Source organism: Salinisphaera sp. T5B8 (genome assembly GCF_040361255.1).
In the GTDB taxonomy this organism is placed as follows: domain Bacteria; phylum Pseudomonadota; class Gammaproteobacteria; order Nevskiales; family Salinisphaeraceae; genus Salinisphaera.
Genome location: NZ_APNG01000005.1, coordinates 94,731 through 120,317, shown reverse-complemented (window position 1 = coordinate 120,317; position 25,587 = coordinate 94,731). Strand labels below are relative to the sequence as shown.

Genomic DNA, 25,587 nt, shown 5'->3' with positions numbered 1-25,587 from the left:
CTGCGGCGCGAACTGCGCCGAGCAAAGGCGCTAGTGATAAAGCATGCTGGCGGGCGTTTCTTGCTGGAGCAAGCGGGTGCAATCGGCGACCGGCAAACCCGGTGCATAGAAAAACCCCTGGCCGAACGCGCATTTGTTGTCGACGAGAAACTGGCGCTGATCGCTGGTTTCCACGCCCTCGGCGACCACGCGCAGGCCCAGGCTGGCGCCCAGGGCGATGATCGCCCGCGCCATGGCACGGTCGCGGCTGTTGTCGGATACGCCATGTAAAAAGCTCAAGTCGATCTTGAGTGAATCCACCGGTAGCCGGGTGAGATAGCTCAAGGAGGAATAACCTTTCCCGAAGTCGTCTATAACGACCTGAACCCCCAATCGCTTGAGCTGTTCGACCAGCGGGTTGGTATCGTCCGGGCCGAGAATGAGCGCGTTCTCGGTAAATTCGAGTTCCAGCAGCTGGGCCGGCATGGCCAGCGTCTCGATGAGCTGGCGCACCATCGGCAGGAAATCTTCATCGCGGGCATGCTGCGACGAGACATTGACCGCCAGCACGACATCGGCGTCCAGCACGCCCGCATCGCGCCAGTTCAGATACTGGCGGCAGGCCGTGGTCAGTGCCCAGCGGGTAAACGCACGGATACAGCCGCGCGATTCGGCCATGGGCACGAATTCTTCCGGCGAAATCGGGCCCAGGCGCGGATGATTCCAGCGGGCCAGCGCCTCAAGGCCCACGACGCGCCCGGAGTCCAGATCGAACTGGGGCTGGTAGACCAGATGCAGTTCGCTGGCCTCGATCGCGGCATGCAGTTCGTTATCCAGGCCGCGACGCGAGCGCGAACGGCCATCGTTTTCGCCATCGAACCAGTGCACGGTATCGCGCCCGCCCTGCTTGGCCTGATACATGGCCGCGTCGGCGTTGTTGATCAGCGCATCGGCATCATCGCCATTGGCCGGGTACATCGCCACACCGATGGAAATGGTTACGAAGATGCGGTGGGTATCGATGACGATGGGCTGGCGAAAAGTCTCCAGCACGTCGGCCACGAGTGCTTCGACTTCGCGGCGATCGGGACTGTCGACCACGGCCACGAACTCATCGCCCCCCAGGCGCGCAAGCAACGGATGGGCTGCACAGACCTTGCGAAGACGACTCGCCGAGGTATACAGGGCCCGATCGCCCACGCCATGACCCAGGCTGTCGTTGATCGATTTGAAGCCGTCCAGATCGAAATAGATCACGGCAAACGCATGGCGTTCGGCTTGCGGGCGTTCGAGCATGTATTGCAAGCGCTCGAGCAGCACCGCCCGATTGAAAAGACCGGTCACCTGGTCGTGGCGCGCCAGATAGGTAAATTTTCGCTGATTTTCGTAGTGCTGGATCGAGTAGCGGATGGTGCGCTCGAGCAGGGTCGCGTTGAGATCCCCCTTGGGCAGGAACTCTGCAGCCCCGGCTTCCATCACGGCGACATCGATCTCGTAATCGTCGTGGCCGGTGAGCACCACGATCGGCGCATGCAATGCCGCCGCGGCCGGGCTGCGCAGCAGATCCAGACCGGTACGGCCGCCGAGTTCGTAATCGAGCAGGCAGATATCGAAACCGCCCTGGGCGAGCGCCGCGAGGCCTTCGTCATAACTGGCCGCCATGGTCAGCGCATAGCGATGCCGCGGCCCGGAATGCAGCAAATCGGCCAGCAGCGCCCGATCTTCTGGATCGTTGTCGATAACCAGCACGCGTACGGTTCGAGATCGAGACATTGATACACACACCAGTCAACCAGGCTGGAGCGCAGTCTAGCGTACAAGCCAGTCGAGTTGCGGACCTTTCGGGCACGATTAATTAATGGCAACGATATCTGGCGACATCGCGCTTTATCGTGACGATACGCTCGCCATGTCGAATACTGCGCTACGCAAGCTGGAAAATCGAAAAATGTTTCGTTTTGCCTTCGAAGCCATGCCCGAGGCGCAAAGCGCCTGAGCATGACGGTATCGCATGACTATTGAATAACTGAGACCGGTTTGGCAAGCAAGCGCGTGCTTAGACGGCCACCGGCGCGCTGATCCGCGCATGGCTTTCATAACCCTCGAGGCGAATATCGTCGAAGCCAAAGGCAAACAAATCGTCAATTTCCGGGTTGAGCCATAGCGTGGGCGGCGCCAACGGCGAACGCGCGAGCTGTTCGTCGGCCTGATCCAGATGGTTGAGATACAAATGCGCATCGCCGAGCGTATGCACGAAATCGCCCACCTGTAGCCCGCAGACCTGCGCGATCATATGCGTGAGCAGCGCATAGGAGGCGATATTGAAGGGCACGCCGAGAAATATATCCGCACTGCGCTGATACAGCTGGCAGGACAGACGCCCCTCGGCGACATAGAACTGGAACAGCAGATGACAGGGCGGCAGGGCCATATCGTCGACCTGCGCCGGATTCCAGGCGGTCACGATATGCCGGCGCGAATTCGGGTTGTGGCGGATCGACTCCACCACCCGGGCAAGCTGGTCGACCGATTCGCCATTCGGGGCCGGCCAGCTACGCCATTGATAGCCGTACACCGGGCCGAGGTCGCCGTTTTCATCGGCCCACTCGTCCCAGATACGCACTCGGTTGTCCTTGAGATAACCGATATTGGTATCGCCCGCGATGAACCACAGCAGTTCGTGGATGATCGCGCGCAAGTAGAGCTTCTTGGTGGTGAGCACCGGAAACCCCCGGCTCAGGTCGAAACGCATCTGACGACCGAACACCGATAACGTGCCGGTGCCAGTGCGATCGGCCTTGCGGGTGCCGTGCTCGCGCACCTCGCGCATGAGATCGAGATAGGGCTGTTCGAGCGACGGCATACTCATGAGGCCACCCTATCGCGACGATACGCCAGCGCCAGCAACAGAATGCCGCCCAGAATCATCGGCGTGCACAGCACCTGGCCCATGGTCATCCAGTCGAAGGCGACGAAGCCGAGAAACGAATCGGGCTGGCGAAAGAACTCCGCGAAGAAACGCAGGCAACCGTAGCCGATCAGAAACAGCCCGGACACCGCCATGCGCGGGCGCGGCTTGCTGGCGAACCACCACAGGATCGCGAACAGCAAAAGACCTTCCAGGCCGGCTTCATAGAGTTCCGAAGGATGGCGCGGCGCCATATCGACCCGCGGATAGATCATCGCCCAGGGCACATCCGTGACCCGGCCGATGAGCTCGCCATTGATGAAATTGGCGATACGCCCGAAGAACAGGCCGACCGGCACGATCGGCGCCACGAAATCGGTGATATCGAAAAAGGCGCGCTGGGTACTGCGCGCGAACCAGCCGGCAGCGGCGAATACGCCGAGCATGCCGCCATGAAAGGACATGCCGCCCTGCCAGATATAGAACAGCTGCAACGGGTTTTCCAGCAACAGGCCCGGCTGATAAAACAGCATATAGCCCACGCGTCCGCCCACGACCACGCCGAGAACGACATAGAACAGCAGGTCGCCCACTTCCTCTCGCTGCCAGTGGATATGCGCCTGCTTGGTGCGCACGATGCCCAGCCCCCAGCCGATGAGAAAACTCAGCAGATACATCAGCCCGTACCAGTGCACGGCAAGCGGGCCAATGGAAACGGCGACGGGGTCGATATCGGGATGCACGAACATGGCGACGAATTCTATGGCGTGTTGCGCTTTGTTGCGAGCGCCGCGTGGGCGCACACCGCGCGTGGATGGCAGGCCCGCGACCGACAGCGCGTCATATCGCGCTGGGCACGGCCCCCTCTAAACGAGCGTCATGTTATGGCAAGCGCGCATTGCAGCGTTCTTACGCAACCGGCACGCGACGCGCTGTAATCACCGGGCGACCGGTCAACGTACCCAGGCATACATGAACACATCCCGCGGCGCGCGCTCGGCATCCGGATGATTCGGCCGTGACGACCAGCGCCGCAGCCGCCCTTCGCAGGTCATGTCCAGGGCTTCGAGAATACGGCGCGAGGCGATGTTTTCGGTATCGCAGGTCGCCCAGATCCGATACAGATCGTCGATCGCCTGCGCGGCCTCGAATACCGCGGTGGCCGCCTCGCGCCCAAAGCCCTGGCCCCAGGCCGAGCGCGCCAGGACATAGCCGATCTCGGCGCCATGTTCGTTGAACGAACAGGCCACGGTACCGATGCCGCCGCGCTCGGGGTGTTCGATCAGCCAGCAGAAATCCTCGCCGGACGACCAGCCCTCGGCCACGTCGTCGAGAAACTCGACGCTGTCGTCGATATCGACATGCTGCGCCCAGGTCATGAACTGCGTCACCGTCGGGTCGCTGGCAAAGGCGAAGATCGCCTCGGCATCGCCACGCTCCGGTTCGCGCAACAACAGGCGCGGCGTGGCCAGGCGCGGTGGCATGCTGATCATCATCGAACCTCCGGCTGTATCAGGCCAGTTCGCGTTCGAACTCCTGCTTGTAGCGCGCCTTGAACTCATCCATTGTGAAACGGTGGTTCTGAGTGCCCGGGCGTTCGATCTTTATCGTACCCATGAGCGAAGCCACGCGGCCGATGGTCGGCCAGTCCAGGCCCTGCTGCAGGCCCCAGATCAGCCCGGCACGAAAGGCATCGCCGCAGCCGGTCGGGTCGGCCAGCGCGGTGGGCGAACCGGCCGGGATCTTGATCTGTTCGCCGTCGGCATGAATCACCGAGCCTTCGCCGCCCTTGGTCACGATCATGGCCTTGAGCTGTTTGGCCATATCGGTCACCGACAAGCCGGTACGATCGCACATGAGTTCGGCTTCGTAGTCGTTGACCGTGACATAGGCCGCCTGATCGAGAAAACGCCGTAGTTCGTCACCGTTGAACATGGGCAGGCCCTGGCCCGGATCGAAGATGAAATCGATCCCCGCTTCAGCGAACTGGGCGGCATGCTGGACCATGCCGTCCTTGCCATCGGGCGAGACGATGCCCAGCGTGATGCCGGCATCGGCGGGCACCTGCTGCTCGTGCGCATAATTCATCGCGCCCGGATGAAAGGCCGTGATCTGGTTATCGTCCAGATCGGTGGTGATATAGGCCTGCGCGGTGTAGGCATCATCCACGCCCTTGAGGTATTCGCGGCTGATGCCGTGCTCATCCATCCAGGCGGCATAGTCGTCGAAATCGGTGCCGACCGTGCCCATGGGCACGCCCTCGCCACCGAGCAGTTTCAGCGAATAGGCGATATTGCCGGCACAGCCGCCGAACTCGCGCCGCATTTCCGGCACCAGAAACGAGACATTCAGCATATGCACGCGATCCGGCAGGATTTCGTTCTTGAAATGGCCGGTATAGACCATGATCGTGTCGTAGGCGAAGGATCCGCAGATCAGAGCTGACATAGCTTGTCCTTTGTTCGGTGAAACTGGGCGCAGGCAAGCGCGCCGCACTTCAAGATCAGCCGCGCATCATGCCACAGCATGCGCGCTCGCCCGGCTCAAACGCCGGCGGCGGTGGCTGAATCGTGTTTGAGATCGAGATGCTTGGCTGCCGCGACTTCATCGAGACGCCGGACCGGCAGCTTGACCGGTGCTTCTTTCAGGGTCGTGGCATCGACCTTGGCTTCTTCCCAGATGGCAACCATCGCCGCGACGAAGGCATCCAGCGTTTCCTTGGATTCGCTTTCCGTCGGCTCGATGAGAAAACACTCGGGCACCAGCAACGGGAAATAGATCGTGGGCGCATGAAAACCGTAGTCGAGCAGCCGCTTGGCCACATCGGTGGCGGTGATATCCAGCTGCTGCTTCTGGCGCTTGAGGGTGACGATGAATTCGTGGCTGGCGCGGCGTTCGGGAAAGGCCAGATCGAAGCCCGCCGCGCGCAAACGCGTCATCAGATAATTCGAGTTCAGCGTCGCGAACTCGGCCACACGGGTCATGCCCTCGGCGCCCAGCAGCCGCGCATAGACATAGGCCCGCAGCAGCACGCCGGCATTGCCCATGAAGGCCGACAGCCGCCCGATGGTGTTCGGAATATCCTTCTCGGTGAGCCAGCGATAGGTTGCGTTATCACCCTCGCCGTCGCGCCCCACCACGGGAATGGGCATGAAATCGCGCAGGCGCTTGCCCACACCGACCGCACCCGAGCCCGGGCCGCCGCCGCCATGCGGCGTCGAGAAGGTCTTGTGCAGATTCATGTGGATGACGTCGAAGCCCATATCGCCCGGGCGTACCTTGCCCAGAATGGCGTTGAGGTTGGCCCCGTCGTAGTAGAGCAGCCCGCCCGCGCCGTGCACGATCTCGGCGATTTCGAGAATGTCCTGTTCGAATACGCCCAGCGTCGAAGGATTGGTGAGCATGATGCCGGCCGTGCGCTCGGATACCGCCTCGCGTAGCGCGGCGATATCCACGTCGCCGTCGGCATCGGTGGGGATCTCGACCACGGTGCAACCGCACATGACCGCCGTGGCGGGATTGGTGCCATGGGCCGCATCGGGCACCAGAATCTCGTCGCGTGCGTGATCCCCCCTCGCCTCGTGATAGGCCTTGATCATGGCCACGCCGGTGAATTCCCCCTGCGCGCCCGCCATGGGCGTGAGCGATACCGCCTGCATGCCGGTGACCGTGGTCAGCATTTCCTGCAGCTCGTAGAGACAGGCCAGCATGCCCTGGCCGTGGCTGGCCGGCGCCAGCGGGTGCCGGTTGAGAAAGCCGGGCAGCGAGGCGAGCGTATTACAGGCCCGCGGGTTGTACTTCATCGTGCACGAACCCAGCGGGTAGAAATGCGTATCGATGGAGAAATTCAGCTGCGACAGCCGGGTGTAATGGCGTACCACATCCATCTCGGAAGCTTCCGGCAATCCGACCGGCGATTCACGCCGCAGCGCCGCCGGAATATCGTCGATCGCGGGTGCCTCGGCCGGCGCCTGCGCCAGCGCCCGACGGCCGGGCCGGCTGTGTTCGAAAATGAGTTTTTCGGTCATGACGTGGTTACTTTCGATGTTCGGGGTCTTCAAGACGAAGCCATTGGAGTCCGCGAATGAACGCCAATAAACGCGAATGCAGAGAACATCGGCTGCCCAAGTGCCTAGCCACCGGGCTACCGCCTATCCTTAATCTTTTATTTGCTTTTATTTGCTTTAATTCGCGTTCATTTGCGGACAATGTCTTCCCTCAACGACTCAGACCTTGAGTGCGGCCAACGCGTCTTCGTAGTTCGGCTCGTCGGCGATTTCGGGCACGAGTTCGCTATGCAGCACGGTGCCCTGCTCGTCGGCCACGATCACCGCGCGGGCACACAGCCCGGCCATGGGGCCGTTGGCGATGAGTACGCCATAGTCCTTGCCGAAGCGCTTGTCGCGCATCATCGACAGCGTCGTACCGTTGTCCAGGCCCTCGGCGCTGCAAAAACGCGAGTGCGCAAACGGCAGGTCGGCCGAAATCTGCAGCAATGCAATATTGTCCAACGCATCGGCCTCGGCATTGAAACGCTTGACCGACATTGCACAGGTCGGCGTGTCCATGCTCGGAAAAATATTGAAAATCTTGCGCTTGCCGGCGAATGTGTCGAGGCTGACGTCCTTGAGATCGGCCCCGGTCAGGCTGAAATCGGGCAGCGTGTCGCCCGGTGCGGGCAGGCGGCCTTCGACATCGATCGGATTGCCTTTGAGCGTAATCTGCTGGGTCATGAGGTGTCCTTTAACAAACGTGAATAATCGGCGAATCGCTTCGTGTCAGGCCGCGTCCGCCTGTTCGGCGAGCACCGTGCGCAAGGCCTGGGCATAGGCATCCAGGTCGGCCTCGGTCTTGGTTTCGGTGGCACAGACGAGCACGGTGTCTTGCAGTCCGTCGTAGAAATCGGCCAGCGCCAGACCGCCGAATATGCCGCGCTCGGCCAGCGCATCGAGCACGCGCTGGGCATTCGCCGGCAGGCGGAGCACGGTTTCGTGAAAGGCCGCGCTGTCGAAAACGCGTTCCACGCCGTCGATCGCGGTAAGTCGTTGCACCAACGCGCGTGTATTGGCGATACAGGTCGCGGCGGTGTTTTCCAGCCCCGTCGCGCCCAGCAGGCTCATATGGATGGTGGCCGCGGTTACCAGCAGGCCCTGATTGGTACAGATATTGGAGGTCGCCTTGGAGCGGCGAATATGTTGCTCGCGCGGCTGAAGGGTCAGTACATAGCCCGTGCGACCGTCCATGTCCTGCGTTCGCCCGACCACGCGCCCCGGCATCTGGCGGACATGCTTCTTGCGACAGCACAGAATGCCGAAATACGGTCCGCCGGAGGCCAGCGGCGCACCCAGCGGCTGGCCTTCGCCGACCACGATATCCGCGCCCTCGCCCGTGCCCCAGCGGCCCGGCTCCTTGAGTACGGCCAGCGCAAGCGGGTTGATCACGCCGATAGTCAGCGCACCATTGGCCTGGGCCCAGTCGGTGAGCGTGTCCACGTCTTCGAGCACACCGAAGAAATTGGGCTGGGGGATCACCAGCGCGGTCACGTCTTCGCCGGCCCAGCGTTCCAGATCGGCGCTGTCGATACGACCGGTGCCCGGTTCATAGGCGACGGTTTCGAACACGATGCCCTGATTCGCACAGATATTGCGCGCGACCTGGCGATAGAACGGGTGCATGCTCGCCGGCATGAGAATACGGGCCGATTTGGACTTGCGATTGGCGCGCACCGCCATCAGCACTGCCTCGGCCAGCGCCGATGCGCCGTCGTAGAGCGAGGCATTGGCCACATCCATGCCGGTCAGCCCGGTCATCATGGTCTGGTATTCGTAGACCACCTGGAGCGTGCCCTGGCTGGCTTCCGGCTGATACGGCGTATACGCGCTATAGAATTCGCCGCGCGTGGTCAGCTCCCACACCGCAGCCGGAATATGATGCTCGTAGGCCCCGGCACCGATGAAGCACAGGCCACCCGCATCGCGTGCCGCGCGTTCCTGCATCAACCGGCTGACCGCCTGTTCGCTCGCTCTCGGCGGGATCGAATCCAGGCTGACATCGCGCAGGCGCGGGTCGATCTCGTCGAACAGATCGTCGATCGTGTCCACGCCGATGGTGGCCAGCATCGACTGGATATCGTCTTCGGTATGCGGAATGAAGGGCATGAATCCTCGCAGAACGTAATACGCGGGCACAGCGGCACCGACGCCGGGCAATACCGGCGCCAGTGCGAGCGCCGCTAGTCTTCCTCTTCTTCGACGATGCCTTCGTAGGCATCGGCATCCAGCAGTTTTTCGACTTGTTCGGAATCGGATACCGTCATCTTGAACAACCAGCCTTCGCCGAAGGGATCTTCGTTGACCAGTTCCGGCGAATCCTCGAGCTGTTCGTTGATTTCGGCGATCTCGCCATCGAGCGGGGCATAGATATCCGATGCCGCCTTGACCGATTCGACCACGGCCACGGCATCACCGGCACCGACCTTGGTCCCGGCCTCGGGCAGTTCGACGAACACCAGATCGCCCAGCGACGACTGGGCATAGTCGGTGATACCGACCGTGCAGGTGCCATCGCCGTCGTAATCGATCCATTCGTGGGTCTTGGTATAGGACAGATCCTTGGGTACTTCGCTCATGGGGCTCCCTTGCAGCAGATTCGCGCGGTGCGCGCTATGTTTTGGTGGATAAAGGCTACTGAGAAACGGGCTCAGTCGTCGATACGGCGCTTGCCGTGGCGCACGAAGGGATAGCGCACGATGCGCGCGCGCTGCCACTTGCCGCGCAGACACACCTCGACGCTTTCTTCCCAATCGGCCGGTACCCGCGCGAGCGCGATCGAGCACGACAAGGTGGGTGAATAGCTGCCACTGGTGATTTCGCCTTCGGCTTCTTTTTCGTCGACATCGCTGTCGGCGGCCCGTACCGCGGTTTCGCTGCGCATCACGCCGCGGCCTTCCAGCACCAGCCCGACGAGCTTCTCGCCGACGCCCTCGGCGCGCATGTGCTCGAGCGCCGAACGGCCGACGAAATCCCGTTCTTCGGGCTCGAATGCCACCGTCCAGCCCAGGCCGGATTCCAGCGGCGTGTGGTCCTCGTCCATATCCTGGCCGTAAAGATTCAGCCCGGCTTCCAGGCGCAGGGTGTCGCGCGCGCCCAGGCCGATCGGCGCTACACCCTTGCCGCGTAGCGTTTTCCAGGCATTGACGGCCTCCTCGGCCGGCAACACGAGTTCGAAACCGTCCTCGCCGGTATAGCCGGTGCGCCCGATCGAGCGATCATCCTGGGTCGCGACCCGAAACGGCTTGAGCTTGAGCGCGGCGGCCTTGAAATCGTCGTCGAAGAGCTCGGCGGCAATATCGCGCCCGCGCGGGCCCTGCACCGCGATGATGGCCAGATCCTGGCGGTGATTGATCGCCACGTCGTAGTCGCGCGCCTGGCTGTCGATCCAGGCCAGATCCTTTTCCGTCGTCGCGGCATTGACCACGATGCGATACAGGTTGCCACTCAGGTGATAGACGATGAGATCGTCGATCACCCCACCGCGGGTGTTGAGCATGCAGGTATAAAGCGCGCGGCCGGACTCGTCGATCTTGGCGACGTCATTGGCCAGCAGCCGACGCAGGAATTCGCGTGCCTCGGCGCCGCTGATATCGACCACTGCCATATGCGAGACGTCGAACATGCCCGCGCTTTCGCGCACGGCATTGTGTTCCGAAATCTGGGAGCCGTAGTCGATCGGCATATCCCAGCCGGCGAAGTCCACGAGCTTGGCGCCGTCGGCGACATGCGCGTCGTAAAGCGGGGTTCGTTTGGCCATGACAATCTCTTTGCAGATGAATCAACAGAACACGGGCCGGCCCGGGCTTTCGCCTGCCGCCCCTCTGTCCTGGCACCTGAGAGATTCGCCCCTTCGGTGAGCCGGACTGTCGCCGGCTGCTCTCCAGAGTCGATCAAGCTGGCGTATAAACGCCCGCATGCACGTGGTTCGGGTACCTGAGCGTTTCCGGGCGGAAATTTGCGCCTTCGGTGACGAGCGACTGCCCGTTCTCTCCCACGCGGTTATTGACCGTGCCCTCGACTATACCGGCGACATCGACACAGGCCAAGCGCCAACCGCGAGGCCCCACTTACCTGCAAAATACAGCAGATTTTTCGACTACTGCAGCAACCGCGGGCCGTTGGCGGATAACCCTACGGCGTGATGAATCATGATCTGGCGAATCGGCGCGAGATTAGCCGCGATCCCGATTGCGCTCTGGCGCAGCGTGCGCAGCAACGGATTGGCACTGCCGTAAACGCGTTTGAAGGCATCGGTCGTGCCCAGCATCATCAGATTCTCGGCCATGCGTGCGCGCTGATAGCGGCGCAGATAGGTCATGTCGCCGGCATCGCGATTCGCCGCGCGCCCCGCCTCGAGCGCTTCGACCATGCCCGCCACGTCGAGAAGGCCGAGGTTGACCCCCTGACCTGCCATCGGGTGAACCACATGCGCCGCATCGCCGGCCAGGGCCACACGCGGGCGACAATATTCGCGTGCATGCTGGAGCTTGAGCGGGAACGAGGCACGCTTGTCCATATGCTGGATTTCGCCCAGTACGCCCCCGCTGGCCTCGGTCAGCCGCGCGCAGAATGTGTCGTGGTCGAGTTCAGCCAGCTCTGCGGCCAGTGCATCGTCGGCATGCCAGGCCAGCGAACAGCGACCGTCCGACAGCGGCAAAAACGCCACGGGCCCGGTTTCGGTGAAACGCTGCCAGGCGATATGGCGATGATGACGTTCCGGAGTCACCGTGCCCACGGTACAGCGCTGACCGTAGGGCCAGCCGGTGGTTTCGATACCCGCGGCCGCGCGCACCGGCGAATTCGCACCTTCCGCGCCGACCACCAGGGCCGCGCTCACGACCGTGCCGTCGTCGAGACGTAGGCGCGCGGCATCGCTGTCGATGGCCAGGCTTTCCATCTTGGCCGGACAATAGATATCGACATCGGTCAGCGCCTGCCAGGCGCTGTCGACGATCAGATTGTTCTCGACGATATGCCCGAGTTCCGGCAGACCGACCGCGGTATGTTCCAAGAACAGCTCGCTCGCGCCGCCGGCCTCCCAGACCTTCATGCCGGTAAATGCACAACAGCGGCGGCGCTCGACCGAGGCCCACAGACCAAGATTTTCGAGTACACGACGCGTACCCGGCGCGATGGCCGACACACGCAGTTCGTAGTCTTCACCCAGCTCGAAACGCGAGGGACGCTTGGCTTCCACGAGCGCGACCGAGAAATCGGCACGCGAAAGGGCCACGGCGAGCACGGCGCCCACCATGCCGCCACCGACAATGGCGATATCGTAACGGGGGCTTTGCTTGCTCATGAATTGGCCTCGCGAAGACGTGCCGGCGCCAGGGCCAGACCCATGCTGCGCCGGGCCATATCGTCACGAATCGACGGCAACAGCGACAGGCCGAACAAGCCCGCGCCGCGCGCGTGATCGAGCATGGGAATACGGTTGGAGAACAAACGCACAATCGCGTCGGTGAAATTGGCCACGCGATGCTGGTCGGGTCGGCGGGCCTCGGCCCAGCCGGTGAGCAGATCGGCATCGCCGGGATCGAAATCGGCATCGCCCGCCACGCGCTCGCGCAGCATCGCCGCGAGCAGCAACGCATCGCGAATCGCCAGATTAAAGCCCTGCGCGGCGGCCGGATGTAGCGCATGGCCGGCATTGCCGATCAGCACGGCCCGCTCGACCGCGGCGCGGTCGCACAGCACGCGCGCCAGGGGATAACTGCCACGCGGGCCGGCCAGCTTGAGCGTACCCAGGCGCTGGCCGAATGCCGCTTGCAAAGCGTCGATGAATTCGTCTTCGCTGACCGCGCACATCTGCTCGGCGCGTTCGCTGGGCAACGTCCAAACCGCCGCACAGCTGGCACGGGCACAGGGCAACAGGGCCACCGGGCCGTCCGGGGTGAAGCGTTCGTAGGCAACGCCGCCGTGTGCGCGTTCGGGCTCCACGAACGTCACGATCGCGCGCTGGCGATAATCGTCGGTACGCGCGCCGATACCCAGCGCGCCGCGCACCGAGGATTGCGCGCCATCGGCGCCGACCAGCAGCCGTGTACTCAAGGTGTGAGCCGTACCGTCCGGCCCCGTGCAACGCAATTCGATCCGCTCGCCGTCCGCGTCGCGCTCAAGCGACTCGAAACGCGCCGGCGCGACCACATCGACCTGGTCCATACGCGCCAGGCGTGCACGCAATACCTCGATCATGGTGACGTTGTGCAGCACATAGCCCAGGGCCGACAGATCGTAATCCGCGGCATTCACGCGCACGCTGCCGAAGCGGCCCTGCTGGGATACATGCAAGCGCTTGATCGGGGCGGCGTCGTGAGCCATATCGGCCCACAGATCCAGCTCTTCGAACATCGCCCGGGTGCCGGCCGCGATCGCGGTGGTACGGGCTTTCATGTTCTCGTCGGCCGGGGCATCGAAGGCCACCGCTTCGACCAAGGCAATCTTCAGGCCGGTATCGGCCAACGCGCAGGCGAATGTCGCCCCGGCCAGCCCGCCGCCGACCACGGCGATATCGTAGTCGCGGCTCACGGGGTTTCGCTCCGATAGGGTTTGGCCATGAGTGCCTCGATCTCGTCGGCGTCCTTGGGCACATCGGCCGTGAGCACGTCACAGCCGGTTTCGGTAATCACGATATCGTCCTCGATGCGAATGCCGATATTGGCAAACCGCGAGGTGGGGTTGTCATCGGCGCGGACATACAGCCCAGGTTCGACGGTCAACACCATGCCCGGTTCGAGCGCTCGCCATTCGCCATCGATTTTATAATCGCCCACATCGTGTACGTCCATGCCCAGCCAATGGCTGGTGCCGTGCATGAAATAGGCGCGATAGCTTTCCTCGGCGATGGCGTCGTCCACGCTGCCCGCGAGCAAGCCCACCTCGATCAGCCCGGCCACGAGTACATGCAGCGCGGCCTGATGGACCGCATTCATCGGCGCGCCCGGCCTGGCGGCCTCGATCGCCGCCCGGTTGGCCGCAAGCACGATGTCGTAGAGCTCGCGCTGCGCCTCGGAGAAGCGCCCGTTGACCGGAAAGGTGCGGGTGATATCGCCCGCATAGCCGCGATATTCCGCGCCTGCGTCGATGAGCACCAGATCGCCATCGGCCATGGGCGCGCTGTTTTCGATGTAGTGCAGCACACAGGCGTTTTCGCCGGCGCCGACGATCGTGGGATAGGCCCAGTGCATGCCATCGCTTTCGAAGGTGTAATGCAGCACGGCGGCCAGCTGATACTCATACATGCCGGGACGTACCGCCTGCATGGCGGCACTATGCGCCCGCGCGGAGGTCGCGGCGGCCTGACGCATGAGCGCGACCTCCGCGGCCGATTTGCGCAAGCGCATCTCGTGAAGTACTGGCTCGAGCACAGCCAGCTCACAAGGCGGCACGCCGCCGCGGCCCTGGCTGCGTAGCGCCGACAGGTGATCGAGCACGCTCTGTTCGAATTCCGGATGCGTACCGAGGGTGAGATAGAGCTTTCGGCGGCCGTCGAGCAAACGGTCGATCCAGTCCTCGAATTCATCGATGGCGAAGGCGCGATCGGCGCCGTAATCGGCCATCGCGCCCTCCGGGCCGGCGCGCCGGCCAATCCAGACTTCCTGCTCGGCATTGCGCGCGCGGCAGAACAGCAGGTAGTCGCCGGCGTCGAAACCCGGCGCGATCACGGCAATGGCCTCCGGCTCGAGAAAGCCGGTCAGATACCGGAAGTCGCTGTTCGGCCGGTAGGGGTAATCGACATCGTTATTGCGATTGCGCTCGGGCGTGGCAGCAATCATCGCCACACCATCGCTACCCACAATCTCCGCCAGGCGTGCGCGGCGCGCGGCATGGAGCGCCGGATCGTCGCGATGCTGCAGCTGTGATTGATCTCTCATCCGGTCCCTCATCAAAGCCTTGTCACGAAAACAGCCTGGCCCGGGCGCTGCGCTTACCCGCGCACCCTTAATGCAGCGATTCGCGCCGCGTGGGGCCTTCGCGCTTGGGCTGAAGTTCGAGAAATACCATCTGCACGCCCACCCGCACGTATTCCACCAGCTCGGCGTAGTCCGCCTCGGCGGATTCGTGGTCGGCATCTTCGGCGGTCAGCCCCGCACGCGAAAGTTCGGTGAGGTCGTTGACCACCTCACGCACCTCGCCCGAGAGGCTGTTGATCTCGAAACTGCCGTCCGCGCTCAGGCCATAGAGAAAGCCGGCACACCAGCGCGCCAACGCCTGCACGCGGCGCTCGAGATCGACATCGTCGCCCGGCAATAAGGGCGTGAAACTCAGATCGGGATCGAACAGACCTTCCAGCGTCATTTCGCGCAGCGCGGCGAGCGCGCCTTCGATCTTGTCGTTCTTGACGTCCTCGACCGCGCGCGTGGCGCTGATTTCGTTATCGATACATAACATGCCGGTGAGCGTGCCGTGCACCTCACCGGGCGTCTGTACCGATTCGGCCTGGGTCAGGCCCACCTGCAGGGCGTCGAAGATACTGTTCTGACTCGTGCCTTGGCTCATATCGCGCAACTCGTTTGCAATACGCCATGGTAGCAAAGCCGCGTATTGACCCAGCGCACAAGCGCGCCTGCGCGAGTGTGCTTGGCGGGTTAACGCCTGGGTCGCGCGCCTTAAGCGGTCAGGCGCTATGCAGCCCCAGGCAGCAGAAATAGACGAGGTTATAAAAGGCGTGCACGCTCACCGGCGACCACAGCCGCGCATGGCGTTCCCAGAGCACGCCGAACACAAGGGCAGGACAAAAGGTGGCCAGCGCCCAGGCTGGCGGATGGGCGAGCAGATGCGCGCCAGCAAACAGCGCGGCAGTCAGCAGGTTGGCCGCGCTCAGCGCCCCCCAACGGGCGCGGCTACGCGTACGCAGCCAATCGTGCACACCCAGCCGGAACACGATCTCTTCGAGCCAAGGCAGTACCAGTACGGCCATGACAAAAACCTGGGTGCCCGGCCAGCGCAACGCGAATTGCGCGGGCGTCACCAGCGTGATCAGCCAGAGCGCGGGCACGACGGCGACAAGCGCCGCCGCATACACCGGGTCGCGCCCGGGCGATCGCGTTGCCGGCTCAGACGAGCCGACGACGGCGACACACCCCGAACGCGCCCATCGCGAGCAGCAAGGCCCAGAGCGGGTCGAAACGACCTTCGCCCGTCAATGTACAGCCGCCACCGCTACCACCATCATCGCCACCGCCCGAACTCGCGGAACCGCCGCCGGCCGGCTCGCTGACCGGCTCGCTCGGCGCTTCCTCGGTGGGCTCTTGCGGATCGGCGATGGCCTGATCGGCCTCGTCGGGGCAACGCGCGCCGTTGGCCAGCGTCCAGCCGATATCCTCCAGCACGCAGGTGGTCAGACCGATGCCATTGGCGACATCGTCGTTACCGGTGGCAAAGGGTTCCATGATCTGGTCCGGATCGAGCGATATATCCCAATGCGAGATCGAACTGCCGGGTCTCACCGTCGACGGTGCATAGAGCATTACCCGGCCTTCGTTGAGGCCATCGGTGAGAATGCTGGCGGCGCGGCTACCGGTATTGATATCGCTCCAGACCACGTTCGGGCCGTTGGTCAGCGATTCGGCGCGCTGTTCGTCGTTCAGCTCGGTCCACAGTGGATCGCCGGCAAAGGACAGATCCTGGATCAGGCTGCTGTAGATATCCGGAAACCTGGCGGTGCCACCGCTAACCTGCGGAAACTGGCCGGCTTGCGATTCGGCGCTGTCGGTCAGTGCCACCAGCGATACGAACCCCACGCCATGGGTGAGTTCGTGCTCGACGGTACTCACGAAACTCGGACGGCCGGCCGGCGTGGCGCCGTCGGTGCCGTAATACCAGCGCGTCCCGCCCAGACAATCGGTGCCCTCGTCGAGATTGGGATTGAAGGTTGCCCGAATATCGTTGTCGGTATCGGCCACACGCGCACCGAGCAGGGCATTGGCCAGCGGCAGCGGATAGAACACATCGCGCCGAGCGCGCGAGGCCTGGGTGAAATTGGCGACATAGCTGATTGGCCCGGCCGCGCCCAGGGTCGCGCTGTTGCGCTCGCAGGTCAGCGCGGCGTTAAAGCCCGCGACGATGCGAATCGGCACGCTGCTGTCGATACGACTGCCGAGAATATCAGCCGCGTACTCGAAAGCGATCCGTCGCTGAGCGCCCAGCGTCAGCCCGGTGTTGCCGCCTTCCGGAGCGACCGGGGTGGGATCATTGAACCCGCTGTCGGCGTCATCGCTGACCACGAGCACCATATCCGCGGCCTGAGCTGTACCGAACAACAGCGCGAGGCTGATGCTCGCCATACCGACTAACGATTGTGCGCCGCGCATAGGGCCCCCGTGTCGTCGCTGGCCTCGTCGTGGTCGACATGACCCATATGCAGGCTGCCATCGGGGCAGCGCACCGCGCGCGTCATCGGCGCGGATTCGAAGCTGGGTGTGAGCATTTGCGCGCCTTCGCTGTTCTTCCAGGCTTTCGGCGCCGCGATACTTGCCTTCTGGCCGGCCTCACCCGGGTTCGTGCCTTCGGCCTTCTCTGCCGGGGGCGCGACGATTTCACCGGTTTCCGGATCGATAAAGATTTTCTGCTCGGCGGCAAAGACCGCGCCGGTCGCGGCCACACTGGCGGCCAGCGTTAACGCCAGCGCAGTTATTTTCGAAAATCGCATCGGCTTGTTCATATACCTGTTCCTCATCCGGGGCGCCAACGTGTTTTACGCGGCTGACCATGATCGGGTTTTGGCACCCGGTATATCATGGCTATTCCGATACCCGGCAAGCCGGGCCGACCTCGACGCTCGCTATCGCATATGACAACACTGGACTGGCAAGACACCCTCGAAACCCTGATCCGTCATCGCACCATCAGTAGCGGCGATCCGGCATGGGACTGCGGCAACCGTGTCGCCGTCGAGGAGCTCGCCGATCGACTCGAACAGGCCGGTTTCGATTGCCGTGTAATGCCGATGCCCGAGCGCGACGACAAGGTCAACCTGATCGCGCGCCTGGGCCCGGCCGAGCAGGCCAGCGAAAACGGGCTGGTGTTCGCAGGTCATATCGATACCGTGCCTTTCGACGATAACGGCTGGGAAACCGATCCCTTTAGCCTCACCGAACGCGACGGCAAGCTCTACGGTCTGGGCAGTTGCGACATGAAGGGTTTCATCGCGATCGCTGCGGCCGTGGCCAGCGAATACGCGGCGCGCGATCTCGCCGCGCCCGTCAGCCTGCTGGTATCGGCCGACGAGGAATGCGGCATGGACGGCGCCCGTACCCTGCTCGATGCCCACCGTGAACACGGGCAGCGCCCGGGGCGCTACTGCGTGATCGGCGAACCGACCAATCTGGTGCCTATTCGCCAGCACAAGGGCATTTTCATGGAAACGCTGGAGGTTCACGGCGCTTCCGGGCATTCAAGCAACCCGGCCCTGGGCGCGAACGCCATCGAGGGCATGTATCGCGCGCTGAGCGCCATTCGCGAACTGCGCGATGAACTGACCGAGCGCCAGCGTATCGCCGGTTTTCCCGTACCCCATGCCACGCTCAACCTGGGCGCGATTTCCGGCGGCGACAACGCCAACCGTATCCCCGCGCGCTGTCGGCTGGATATCGATCTGCGGTTTCTGCCCGGCATGACCGCCGAGCAGCTGCGCACCGAGCTACGCGAGCGCGTTGCGGCCGCGCTCGCGGACAGCGATTGTCGGGTGACATTCCGCGAGCTGTTCACCGGCACACCGGCCTTCGAAACGGCGGGCGATTCGCCGATCGTCAGCGCCTGCGAGGAGTTGTCCGGCCACGGCGCAGCGGCCGTCGATTTCGGCACCGAAGGCTCGTTCTACAACGCCATGGGCATGGACAGCGTGGTGCTGGGCCCGGGCGATATCGCCCAGGCGCATCAGCCCAACGAATATCTGGCCCTGGAACGCGTCGCGCCGATGCAACGCATCCTGCACGGGCTCATCGAGCGCTTCTGCCTCGCCCGCTAGCCGCGACATCCGCATAATACGCGGATGAACACGCCGCACACTGCCTCGAAGCCACACGCGCCCGCGCGCGACGACGAACCGCGCCACGCCGACATGGTCGCCTCGCTGCGCGCGAGCGCGCCCTATGTGCATGCCCATCGCGGGCGTACCTTCGTGATCCATGTGCCCGGCGAAGCCGCAGCCTCGCCTGCGTTTACCGATCTGATCTACGACATCGCCCTGCTGGCAAGCCTGGGCGTACGGCTGGTGATCGTGTTCGGCGCGCGCCCGCAAATCGATGCCGCCCTGGCCGATGCGGGGCTCGAAACCCATTTTGTCGACGGCGTGCGGGTAACCGACAGTGCAGCACTTGCCTGCGTGAAACGCGCGGTCGGCAGCCTGCAGATGGATATCGAAGCACTGCTATCCACCAGCCTGGCAAGCACGCCCATGGGCGGCGCACGCATCGTGACCGCCAGCGGCAATCTCGTGACCGCGCGTCCGGTCGGCATCGCCGGCGGTATCGATCATGGCCATACCGGCGAGGTCCGGCGTATCGACGTGGCCAGCATCAATGCGCATCTGGAGCGCGGCGCGATCGTGCTGATGTCCTGTGTGGGCTATTCGCCGTCCGGCGAGATCTTCAATCTGTATGCCGAGGAAGTGGCCACCGCCACCGCTACCTCGTTGTCGGCAGACAAGTTCGTGGTACTGCATCCCGGAGCCGCGCTGCACGAACGCTTTGCGGATACGCCGGCCGAGCTGGACACCTACACCGCACGGCGCTTGCTCGCAGCCGAGTCCGCCCCATTGCAAAATGCCGACCGGGCTCGGCTGCAGGCGGCCATCAACGCCTGCCAGGCCGGCGTGGCGCGCGCGCATCTGGTGAGTTTCGATACCGACGGTGCGCTGCTGCGCGAGCTGTATTCGCGCGATGGCGCCGGCACGATGATCGCAGCCGATACCTACGACATCACCCGCACGGCCACGGCTGACGACCTCGGCGGCGTGCTGGCGCTTATCGAGCCGTTGGCCGAGGCGGGCATTCTGGTGGCACGTTCGCGCGAGCAGATCGAGCTGGATATCGAGCGCTATATCGTGCTCGAACGCGACGGCCTGATCACTGCCTGCTGCTCGCTCATGCCCTATGCAGACGAAGGCGTGGGCGAATTGGCCTGTGTGGCCGTACACCCGGATTATCGCGGCCAGGATCGGGCCGAACGGCTGCTTGTGGAAGTCGAACGCCGGGCACGCGCATCCGGGCTGACGCGCATTTTCGTGCTCACGACCAAGACACCGCACTGGTTCGTCGAACACGGCTTTGCCCCGGCCGATCTGGATGCCCTGCCCCTGGCCAAGCGCGCGCTCTACAACTATCAGCGCAACTCCGCGGTGCTGATCAAGCGCCTGAAATGAGCCGGCGTGGTCATGTACCGCGGGTGTTCGTCGACACGCCGCTGGCCGTGGGGGAGACGCTCGACCCGGGTGACGACAAACGCCATCACCTGGCCACCGTGCTGCGGCTCGGCGTCGATGCCCCGGTCACGCTATTCAATGGCGATGGCCACGAATACGACGCCCGGATCGTAAAAGCCGAGCGCAAGCGCATGACGCTGGCGGTCGAGGCCCGGCATTCGCCCGAACGCGAATCGCCGCTGTCGATCACCCTCTATCAGGCGATCGCCCGCGGCGATCGCATGGACTTCGCCCTGGCCAAGGCAGTGGAGCTGGGCGTAACCGCCATCCGCCCGGTGTTCACCGAACGCGGCAAGGTCAAGCTCGAAGGCGAGCGGCTGGCCAAGAAACAGGCGCACTGGCAGGCCGTGGTCGAATCCGCGGCCCAACAAAGCGGGCGTCTGGTGTGTCCGCCGCTCGAAGCGGCCACCGCCCTGTCCGACTGTCTCGATCGCGATACCGATCATCTGCGGCTCATGCTGGCGCCGAGTGCCACCGGCGGCCTCAACGCGCTGACCCGGACCACGCACATCAGCCTGCTCGTCGGCCCGGAATCCGGCCTGTCGGACACCGAGATCGACAACGCCACTGCCGCCGGCTGGCAGCCCATCACCCTGGGCCCGCGCGTGCTGCGTACCGAAACCGCGGGCATGGCGGCACTTGCCGCGCTGCAGTCGCTTTGGGGCGATCTGGCTGGCTAGGGAAGCTCTGCATCACCTCTCGCGGGTCGCGTTCGCCCTGAAAAGACTTTCGAGGTCACATGCGTTGCGACAAGGCGTCCAAGCGCAGCGCCTGCCTCATTGGCAGGTCAAGCCTGGCAACGCAGCCGCGGCGTCTGTGAGGCCGAACACCATAGGGGCCGCCGGCTTTGCGCGCGCTTGATCGGCGTCAGTGTTCGCTACCGTGCAACTTGTTATTGGCTTGGGCGCGCTACGCGCTCACTTGACTGTCAATCGCGCGCAAAGCACGCGGCGCGACCGCGACCAGTTGTGCAGAGCTTCCCTGGGCCGGCCCCGCACACTGCCCGGCCGGGCAATGGCCACGCACGCCACGCCCGCACCCCTGCCGCTTTTTCAGCCTTCATTCGCGACCGCTACGGCCTGCGCCCGCGGTGGCCCAACCGACCTGCGTTGCCTTCCGGTCGGTTGGACATCCGCGGCCCGCGCCGGAGCGGATCTCGCAGCGACGGCCCACCCGATTGACGCATGTAAAACGATCGTTTTACATTGAGCGCATGGATATTGACCAACAGCTGCTGGCGGCTGCAGAACGCCTGTTCGATCGCAACGGTTTCAATGCCACCGGCATGGGCAAACTCGTTCGCGAAGCGCGGCTTTCGAGCCGAACCGTCTACAAGCATGCGGGCAACAAGAATGCGTTAATGGCGCGGGTACTGGCGGAACGCCACCGGCGTTTCTTCGAACATACCGACTTCAGCACGACCACCGCGCTGTTCGACTCGCTCGCCGAGTGGTTCGCCGCAGAAGGCATACGCGGCTGCCTGTTCTTCCGGGCCGAGGCCGAGACCGGCGGCGACATACCGGAGATCGCCGCCGAGGTCGCGGCCTACCATCAGCAGTTGACCGAGCGCATCGCCGATCTGGTCGTGCGCGAAACCGGCCAGGCGGATTCACAACTGGCCGATCAGGTTCTGGCCCTGTTCGAAGGCGCAACCACCGCTGCCACCTACCGTGGCGCGGCCGTAATCGAAGCCGCACGCACCTGTGCCTGTCAGCTGGTAAACGCACGGGCCCGGCCATGACGCCCGCGCTTCGTATCGGCGCGACCGGCTTCGGGCTGATCGCGGTCTGCTACGGCTTTGCCCGCTTTGCCTTCGGCCTGTTCCTGCCCCAGATCCGTAGCGACCTGGGGCTGTCTCCCACCCTGGCCGGCGTCATCTCCGGCGGCGCCTTTGCTGCCTACTGTGTCGCCATCATCGTCTCGGCCCGCTGCTCGGAGCGTTTCGGCGCGCGCGTCGTCGCGGTCGCCGCGGCGGCCGTGGCTACGGCCGGTCTGGTTGGCATCGCGGTTTGTACATCACCGGGATGGCTGGCGGTATTCGTCATTCTTGCCGGCACCAGTACCGGCCTGGCCTCGCCGCCATTGGCCGACGCGGTGTCGTTTGCGGTGGCCCCGGCGCGTCGCGATCTCACCAACACCATCATCAACGCCGGCACCAGCGCGGGCGTGGCGCTGTCGGGGCCGTTCGCGCTGGGGCTCGGTGAGCAGTGGCGCCTCGTTTTCATGATTTTCGCTGCCACGGCCGCCGCGCTGGGCGTCGCCTCGTACCTGGCCTTGCCGGCCAGCGGCTCGAAAAACGGTCGTATCGAAGGGCTGGGTATGCCGCCGTTGCACGCCAACCTGCTACGCCTGGTCGCAGCGTCGTTTCTCATGGGCGCCGCCAGCACCGCGCTCTGGTCGTTTGGCGGCGAGATCGCGCAGGCACGGCTCGACTGGTCGACCCGGCTTACCGGCATGCTCTGGATAGCGATCGGCGCGGCCGGCATCCTGGGTGCCGCGGCCGGCTGGCTGGTCGCGCGCCTGGGCATCAATACCGTACATCGACTGTTTCTCGTAGCGCTCGTGGCCAGTATCGGCATGACCGGGCTGGCGTTCACCACACCCACGCTCACGCTTATCGGCGGCGCGTTGTTCGGCGCGGCCTATGTGATGCTCACCGGCGTCTATCTCGTCTGGGGCACCACGACGCTACCCGACCGCCCTGGCACGGGCCTGATGATCGGATTTCTAACGATCGCCGTGGGCCAGACCGCGGGCGCACCCCTGTTCGGGGTGCTGATGAGCCAGCTGTCATTGCAGACGGCCGTGTGCGTTTTCGCCGGCCTGGGACTGGCGCCGGGCCTGTTCTGGTTTCGCACGGTCGCCCACTGATGGAAAGACGCCGACAATGCCGCGCGGAAGACGTCTTCAAGTCCATTCAATACGCCTATCGGACTGCCACAGAAATTTAATTTCTCAAGTTCTTCAGAAGCGCTTGCAAGCGCCGTAATATATGGCGTCGCAGCCCATTCGGCGGTCGCCGGATGTCGTTCATCAGCCTTAAGTAGTCGCCGTGAAAGCGCTGATTTCTCTCGAACTTTCTTTTCGTCGCGAATATGCGTCGGTCGTCGTGCGTCTGTCGCGTTGGCGCGCTGCACTCGCCTGGTGGTGGATGCTGCGCTCACGTCGCTATATCGTACTGCGCAATCTGGCCGTACAGACCCCGGGCGCGCTGATTCATCTCGGCCTGGTACTGGTGAGTACGCGCGGTCTGTTCATCATCGAACCGCTGGATGCCGGCATCGCCCACGACCTGGGTTCCACGGACTGGGCGCAGCGACCCATGCCGGATGCGGCCAACGACGCCGATCCGGTCGAGCGCTGCGAACAGCAGGCCCAGGAACTGGCCGAATTGCTCGAGGAAAACCGCAGCTTCGTCAGCCCGGTGCTGGTAACGGTAAGCGATCTGCCGGCCGAACGTCCGGCCAATATGGTGCACGGCCCCGAGTTGGCCGAGTACATTCGCAGCTATCGGGTGGAAGTCTTTTCCGCGCGGCGCCTGCAGCAGATCGTCACCCAGCTGTCCGGGCAAACCCCGGCTCAACTGAAAACCGCTGCCTGAGCGAACGACCCGGCGTAGAGCGTCTGAAACGCCACGTCGAATCCGTCTGACTGGCTGCTGGTTAACTATCCATCAAGGCGCACTTCGGGTAGTGCGTTATCTTTGAACGAAAGGCAGGAACCGTAGATTACGCAGATTGCGTGACAGGCCGCTTCGCGCTACATCCGCATGCAGCAAGCTTGGGGCAAGCGCGAGGGCCGAAAACGCCTCTTCTTAATCCCTTGAATCTGCGCAATCTGTGGTTGCTTTCAAGGAACGAAGCCAGCCCAAGCGAAAGCCCCGCGTTCACACTGCATGGCCCGTTCGCGTTTATTCGCGTGCATTCGCGGTCCGAGTCGTCCTCTAGGACAAGACAGGAACCGCAGATTACGCAGATCAACGCAGATTGCGTGACAGGCCGCTTCACGCCACATCCGCATGCAGCAAGCTTGGGGCGAGCGCGAGGGCCGAAAACACCCCCTTCTTAATCCCTTGAATCTGCGCAATCTGCGGTTGCCTTCAAGGAACGAAGCCATCCCGACCAGCCGCGGGCATGTGTTCGCAGAAAACGCGGCGACTCAAGGTTGCGTGGACGAAAGCCAGGCATGGCATGCCTGCGCTACCATGCGCGCTGATCGATAATCGTTGCGCGCGCCCCGCGCTCGCACTCTTTTTGCAGGAGCTGTGGCATGGCCACCCGTCTCGGCGTCGTGATGGACCCCATCGCGGATATCACCCCTTACAAGGACACCACCCTGGCATTGCTGCTCGAAGCCATGCGTCGCGAGTACGAAATCATCTATTTCGAGATGTCCGATCTGTTCGTGCGCGACGGCGTGGGCTACGGCACGGGCCGCCGCCTGCAAGTATTCGACGACAACGACGACTGGTATCGCTTTACCGGCGAGTCGGAGATTCTGGCCCTGGCCGATCTCGATGCCATCCTCATGCGCAAGGATCCGCCGTTCGATACCGAATACATTTATGCCACCTATATTCTCGAGCTGGCCGAAAACGAAGGCACGCTGGTGGTCAATCGCTGCGATGCGCTGCGCGACGTCAACGAGAAGATGTCGATCAACCGCTTTGCCCATCTGACCGCGCCCACGCTCGTGGCCCGGCGCAGCGACGATTTCAAGCGCTTCATCAAAGAACATGGCGATGCCGTGATCAAGCCGCTCGACGGCATGGGCGGCTCGCGCATCTTTCGGGTCAAGACCGGCGACGACAATATTTCCGTGGTCCTGGAAGTGCTCACCGAGCACGGCACGCGCTATGCCATGGCGCAGGCCTATCTGCCGGCGATCAAGGACGGCGACAAGCGCATTCTGGTGGTCGATGGCGTGCCGATCGACTATGCGCTGGCGCGCGTACCGGCCGAGGGCGAGCTGCGCGGCAACCTGGCCGCCGGTGGGCGCGGCGTGGGCCGGCCGCTCACCGATAGCGATCGCGCGATTGCCGAGGAAATCGGCCCCTACGTCCGCGACAAGGGACTGCTGTTCGTCGGCCTGGATGTGATCGGCGACAAGCTCACCGAAATCAATGTCACCAGCCCGACCTGCGTACGCGAGCTGGACAAGCAGTTCGGCATCAACATCGCCGGCAAACTGTTCGACGCGATCGAGCGGCGGCTGACCTAAAG

Annotated in this window: 25 protein-coding genes and 2 riboswitches; of the genes, 8 read left to right on the top strand and 17 right to left on the bottom strand. The window is 63.7% G+C overall.

The window, feature by feature from the left end; all coding sequences use genetic code 11:
- Nucleotides 1-30: 30 nt before the first annotated feature.
- The gene (locus tag T5B8_RS06275; RefSeq protein WP_353177179.1) at nucleotides 31-1,752 is read right to left on the bottom strand and encodes a putative bifunctional diguanylate cyclase/phosphodiesterase; all 1,722 of its coding nucleotides are present in this window, start codon (nucleotides 1,750-1,752) and stop codon (nucleotides 31-33) included.
- An 85-nt stretch (nucleotides 1,753-1,837) separates the two neighbouring features.
- On the opposite strand from T5B8_RS06275, the gene T5B8_RS06270 reads away from it, so the two are divergent.
- Complete coding sequence (locus T5B8_RS06270) at nucleotides 1,838-1,975, top strand: hypothetical protein (RefSeq protein WP_353177177.1); 138 nt, start codon at nucleotides 1,838-1,840, stop codon at nucleotides 1,973-1,975.
- Nucleotides 1,976-2,035: 60 nt separating this feature from the next.
- Here the strand turns inward: T5B8_RS06270 and T5B8_RS06265 are convergent, their stop codons facing one another.
- The 16 genes from T5B8_RS06265 to T5B8_RS06190 all read right to left on the bottom strand — a co-directional run bounded on the left by T5B8_RS06265 (nucleotide 2,036) and on the right by T5B8_RS06190 (nucleotide 17,605).
- Nucleotides 2,036-2,842: a thymidylate synthase gene (locus T5B8_RS06265; protein ID WP_502950782.1), complete on the bottom strand. Its 807-nt coding sequence runs from the start codon at nucleotides 2,840-2,842 to the stop codon at nucleotides 2,036-2,038.
- Nucleotides 2,843-2,844: 2 nt separating this feature from the next.
- Nucleotides 2,845-3,636 (bottom strand): prolipoprotein diacylglyceryl transferase, encoded by a 792-nt coding sequence (lgt, locus tag T5B8_RS06260; RefSeq protein ID WP_353177174.1) that lies wholly within the window; start codon nucleotides 3,634-3,636, stop codon nucleotides 2,845-2,847.
- Between the two features lie 204 nt (nucleotides 3,637-3,840).
- Nucleotides 3,841-4,383: a GNAT family N-acetyltransferase gene (locus T5B8_RS06255; protein ID WP_353177172.1), complete on the bottom strand. Its 543-nt coding sequence runs from the start codon at nucleotides 4,381-4,383 to the stop codon at nucleotides 3,841-3,843.
- A 16-nt stretch (nucleotides 4,384-4,399) separates the two neighbouring features.
- Nucleotides 4,400-5,335: a carbohydrate kinase family protein gene (locus T5B8_RS06250; RefSeq protein WP_353177170.1), complete on the bottom strand. Its 936-nt coding sequence runs from the start codon at nucleotides 5,333-5,335 to the stop codon at nucleotides 4,400-4,402.
- A 95-nt stretch (nucleotides 5,336-5,430) separates the two neighbouring features.
- Complete coding sequence (gene gcvPB, locus T5B8_RS06245; protein WP_353177169.1) at nucleotides 5,431-6,915, bottom strand: aminomethyl-transferring glycine dehydrogenase subunit GcvPB; 1,485 nt, start codon at nucleotides 6,913-6,915, stop codon at nucleotides 5,431-5,433.
- Between the two features lie 198 nt (nucleotides 6,916-7,113).
- Complete coding sequence (gene tpx, locus T5B8_RS06240) at nucleotides 7,114-7,620, bottom strand: thiol peroxidase (RefSeq protein ID WP_353177167.1); 507 nt, start codon at nucleotides 7,618-7,620, stop codon at nucleotides 7,114-7,116.
- A 45-nt stretch (nucleotides 7,621-7,665) separates the two neighbouring features.
- Nucleotides 7,666-9,045 carry an aminomethyl-transferring glycine dehydrogenase subunit GcvPA gene (gene gcvPA, locus T5B8_RS06235; protein WP_353177165.1) on the bottom strand — a complete coding sequence of 460 codons (1,380 nt, stop codon included), beginning with the start codon at nucleotides 9,043-9,045 and terminating at the stop codon, nucleotides 7,666-7,668.
- A gap of 74 nt (nucleotides 9,046-9,119) precedes the next feature.
- Entirely contained in the window at nucleotides 9,120-9,515 is a 396-nt protein-coding gene (gcvH, locus tag T5B8_RS06230) for a glycine cleavage system protein GcvH (RefSeq protein WP_353177163.1), read from the bottom strand.
- 71 nt (nucleotides 9,516-9,586) lie between these two features.
- Nucleotides 9,587-10,696, bottom strand: a complete 1,110-nt coding sequence (gene gcvT / locus T5B8_RS06225; RefSeq protein ID WP_353177161.1) for a glycine cleavage system aminomethyltransferase GcvT — start codon at nucleotides 10,694-10,696, stop codon at nucleotides 9,587-9,589.
- A 54-nt stretch (nucleotides 10,697-10,750) separates the two neighbouring features.
- A riboswitch (glycine riboswitch) is annotated at nucleotides 10,751-10,833 on the bottom strand.
- 17 nt (nucleotides 10,834-10,850) lie between these two features.
- Nucleotides 10,851-10,943: riboswitch (glycine riboswitch) on the bottom strand.
- Between the two features lie 92 nt (nucleotides 10,944-11,035).
- On the bottom strand, nucleotides 11,036-12,241 hold the full coding sequence (locus tag T5B8_RS06220) for a UbiH/UbiF/VisC/COQ6 family ubiquinone biosynthesis hydroxylase (RefSeq protein WP_353177159.1): 1,206 nt from the start codon (nucleotides 12,239-12,241) through the stop codon (nucleotides 11,036-11,038).
- Complete coding sequence (ubiH, locus tag T5B8_RS06215) at nucleotides 12,238-13,470, bottom strand: 2-octaprenyl-6-methoxyphenyl hydroxylase (RefSeq protein WP_353177157.1); 1,233 nt, start codon at nucleotides 13,468-13,470, stop codon at nucleotides 12,238-12,240. Before ubiH ends, T5B8_RS06220 begins: the two co-directional genes overlap by 4 nt.
- Complete coding sequence (pepP, locus tag T5B8_RS06210) at nucleotides 13,467-14,816, bottom strand: Xaa-Pro aminopeptidase (RefSeq protein WP_353177155.1); 1,350 nt, start codon at nucleotides 14,814-14,816, stop codon at nucleotides 13,467-13,469. Before pepP ends, ubiH begins: the two co-directional genes overlap by 4 nt.
- Nucleotides 14,817-14,883: 67 nt before the next feature.
- Nucleotides 14,884-15,441: a UPF0149 family protein gene (locus T5B8_RS06205; protein ID WP_353177154.1), complete on the bottom strand. Its 558-nt coding sequence runs from the start codon at nucleotides 15,439-15,441 to the stop codon at nucleotides 14,884-14,886.
- 118 nt (nucleotides 15,442-15,559) lie between these two features.
- Nucleotides 15,560-15,967 (bottom strand): JDVT-CTERM system glutamic-type intramembrane protease MrtJ, encoded by a 408-nt coding sequence (gene mrtJ, locus T5B8_RS06200; RefSeq protein ID WP_353177152.1) that lies wholly within the window; start codon nucleotides 15,965-15,967, stop codon nucleotides 15,560-15,562.
- 31 nt (nucleotides 15,968-15,998) lie between these two features.
- Nucleotides 15,999-17,228, bottom strand: a complete 1,230-nt coding sequence (locus T5B8_RS06195; RefSeq protein WP_353177151.1) for a JDVT-CTERM domain-containing protein — start codon at nucleotides 17,226-17,228, stop codon at nucleotides 15,999-16,001.
- A gap of 5 nt (nucleotides 17,229-17,233) precedes the next feature.
- Entirely contained in the window at nucleotides 17,234-17,605 is a 372-nt protein-coding gene (locus T5B8_RS06190) for a post-PEP-CTERM-1 domain-containing protein (RefSeq protein WP_353177149.1), read from the bottom strand.
- Nucleotides 17,606-17,734: 129 nt separating this feature from the next.
- Here T5B8_RS06190 and argE point away from each other — a divergent pair, with 129 nt between their 5' ends.
- The 7 genes from argE (at nucleotide 17,735) to gshB (ending at nucleotide 25,585) form a co-directional block, all read left to right on the top strand.
- Nucleotides 17,735-18,910 carry an acetylornithine deacetylase gene (argE, locus tag T5B8_RS06185; protein WP_353177147.1) on the top strand — a complete coding sequence of 392 codons (1,176 nt, stop codon included), beginning with the start codon at nucleotides 17,735-17,737 and terminating at the stop codon, nucleotides 18,908-18,910.
- Between the two features lie 24 nt (nucleotides 18,911-18,934).
- The gene (argA, locus tag T5B8_RS06180) at nucleotides 18,935-20,305 is read left to right on the top strand and encodes an amino-acid N-acetyltransferase (RefSeq protein WP_353177145.1); all 1,371 of its coding nucleotides are present in this window, start codon (nucleotides 18,935-18,937) and stop codon (nucleotides 20,303-20,305) included.
- Nucleotides 20,302-21,045, top strand: coding sequence for a 16S rRNA (uracil(1498)-N(3))-methyltransferase (locus T5B8_RS06175; protein ID WP_353177143.1), 744 nt, complete (start codon nucleotides 20,302-20,304; stop codon nucleotides 21,043-21,045). The genes argA and T5B8_RS06175 overlap by 4 nt, the downstream gene beginning before the upstream one ends.
- Nucleotides 21,046-21,578: 533 nt before the next feature.
- Complete coding sequence (locus tag T5B8_RS06170) at nucleotides 21,579-22,106, top strand: TetR/AcrR family transcriptional regulator (protein ID WP_353177142.1); 528 nt, start codon at nucleotides 21,579-21,581, stop codon at nucleotides 22,104-22,106.
- The gene (locus T5B8_RS06165; protein ID WP_353177140.1) at nucleotides 22,103-23,236 is read left to right on the top strand and encodes an MFS transporter; all 1,134 of its coding nucleotides are present in this window, start codon (nucleotides 22,103-22,105) and stop codon (nucleotides 23,234-23,236) included. The genes T5B8_RS06170 and T5B8_RS06165 overlap by 4 nt, the downstream gene beginning before the upstream one ends.
- Before the next feature lie 181 nt (nucleotides 23,237-23,417).
- The gene (locus tag T5B8_RS06160; RefSeq protein WP_353177139.1) at nucleotides 23,418-23,966 is read left to right on the top strand and encodes an NERD domain-containing protein; all 549 of its coding nucleotides are present in this window, start codon (nucleotides 23,418-23,420) and stop codon (nucleotides 23,964-23,966) included.
- A 668-nt stretch (nucleotides 23,967-24,634) separates the two neighbouring features.
- Nucleotides 24,635-25,585, top strand: a complete 951-nt coding sequence (gene gshB, locus T5B8_RS06155) for a glutathione synthase (RefSeq protein ID WP_353177137.1) — start codon at nucleotides 24,635-24,637, stop codon at nucleotides 25,583-25,585.
- Nucleotides 25,586-25,587 lie beyond the last annotated feature (2 nt).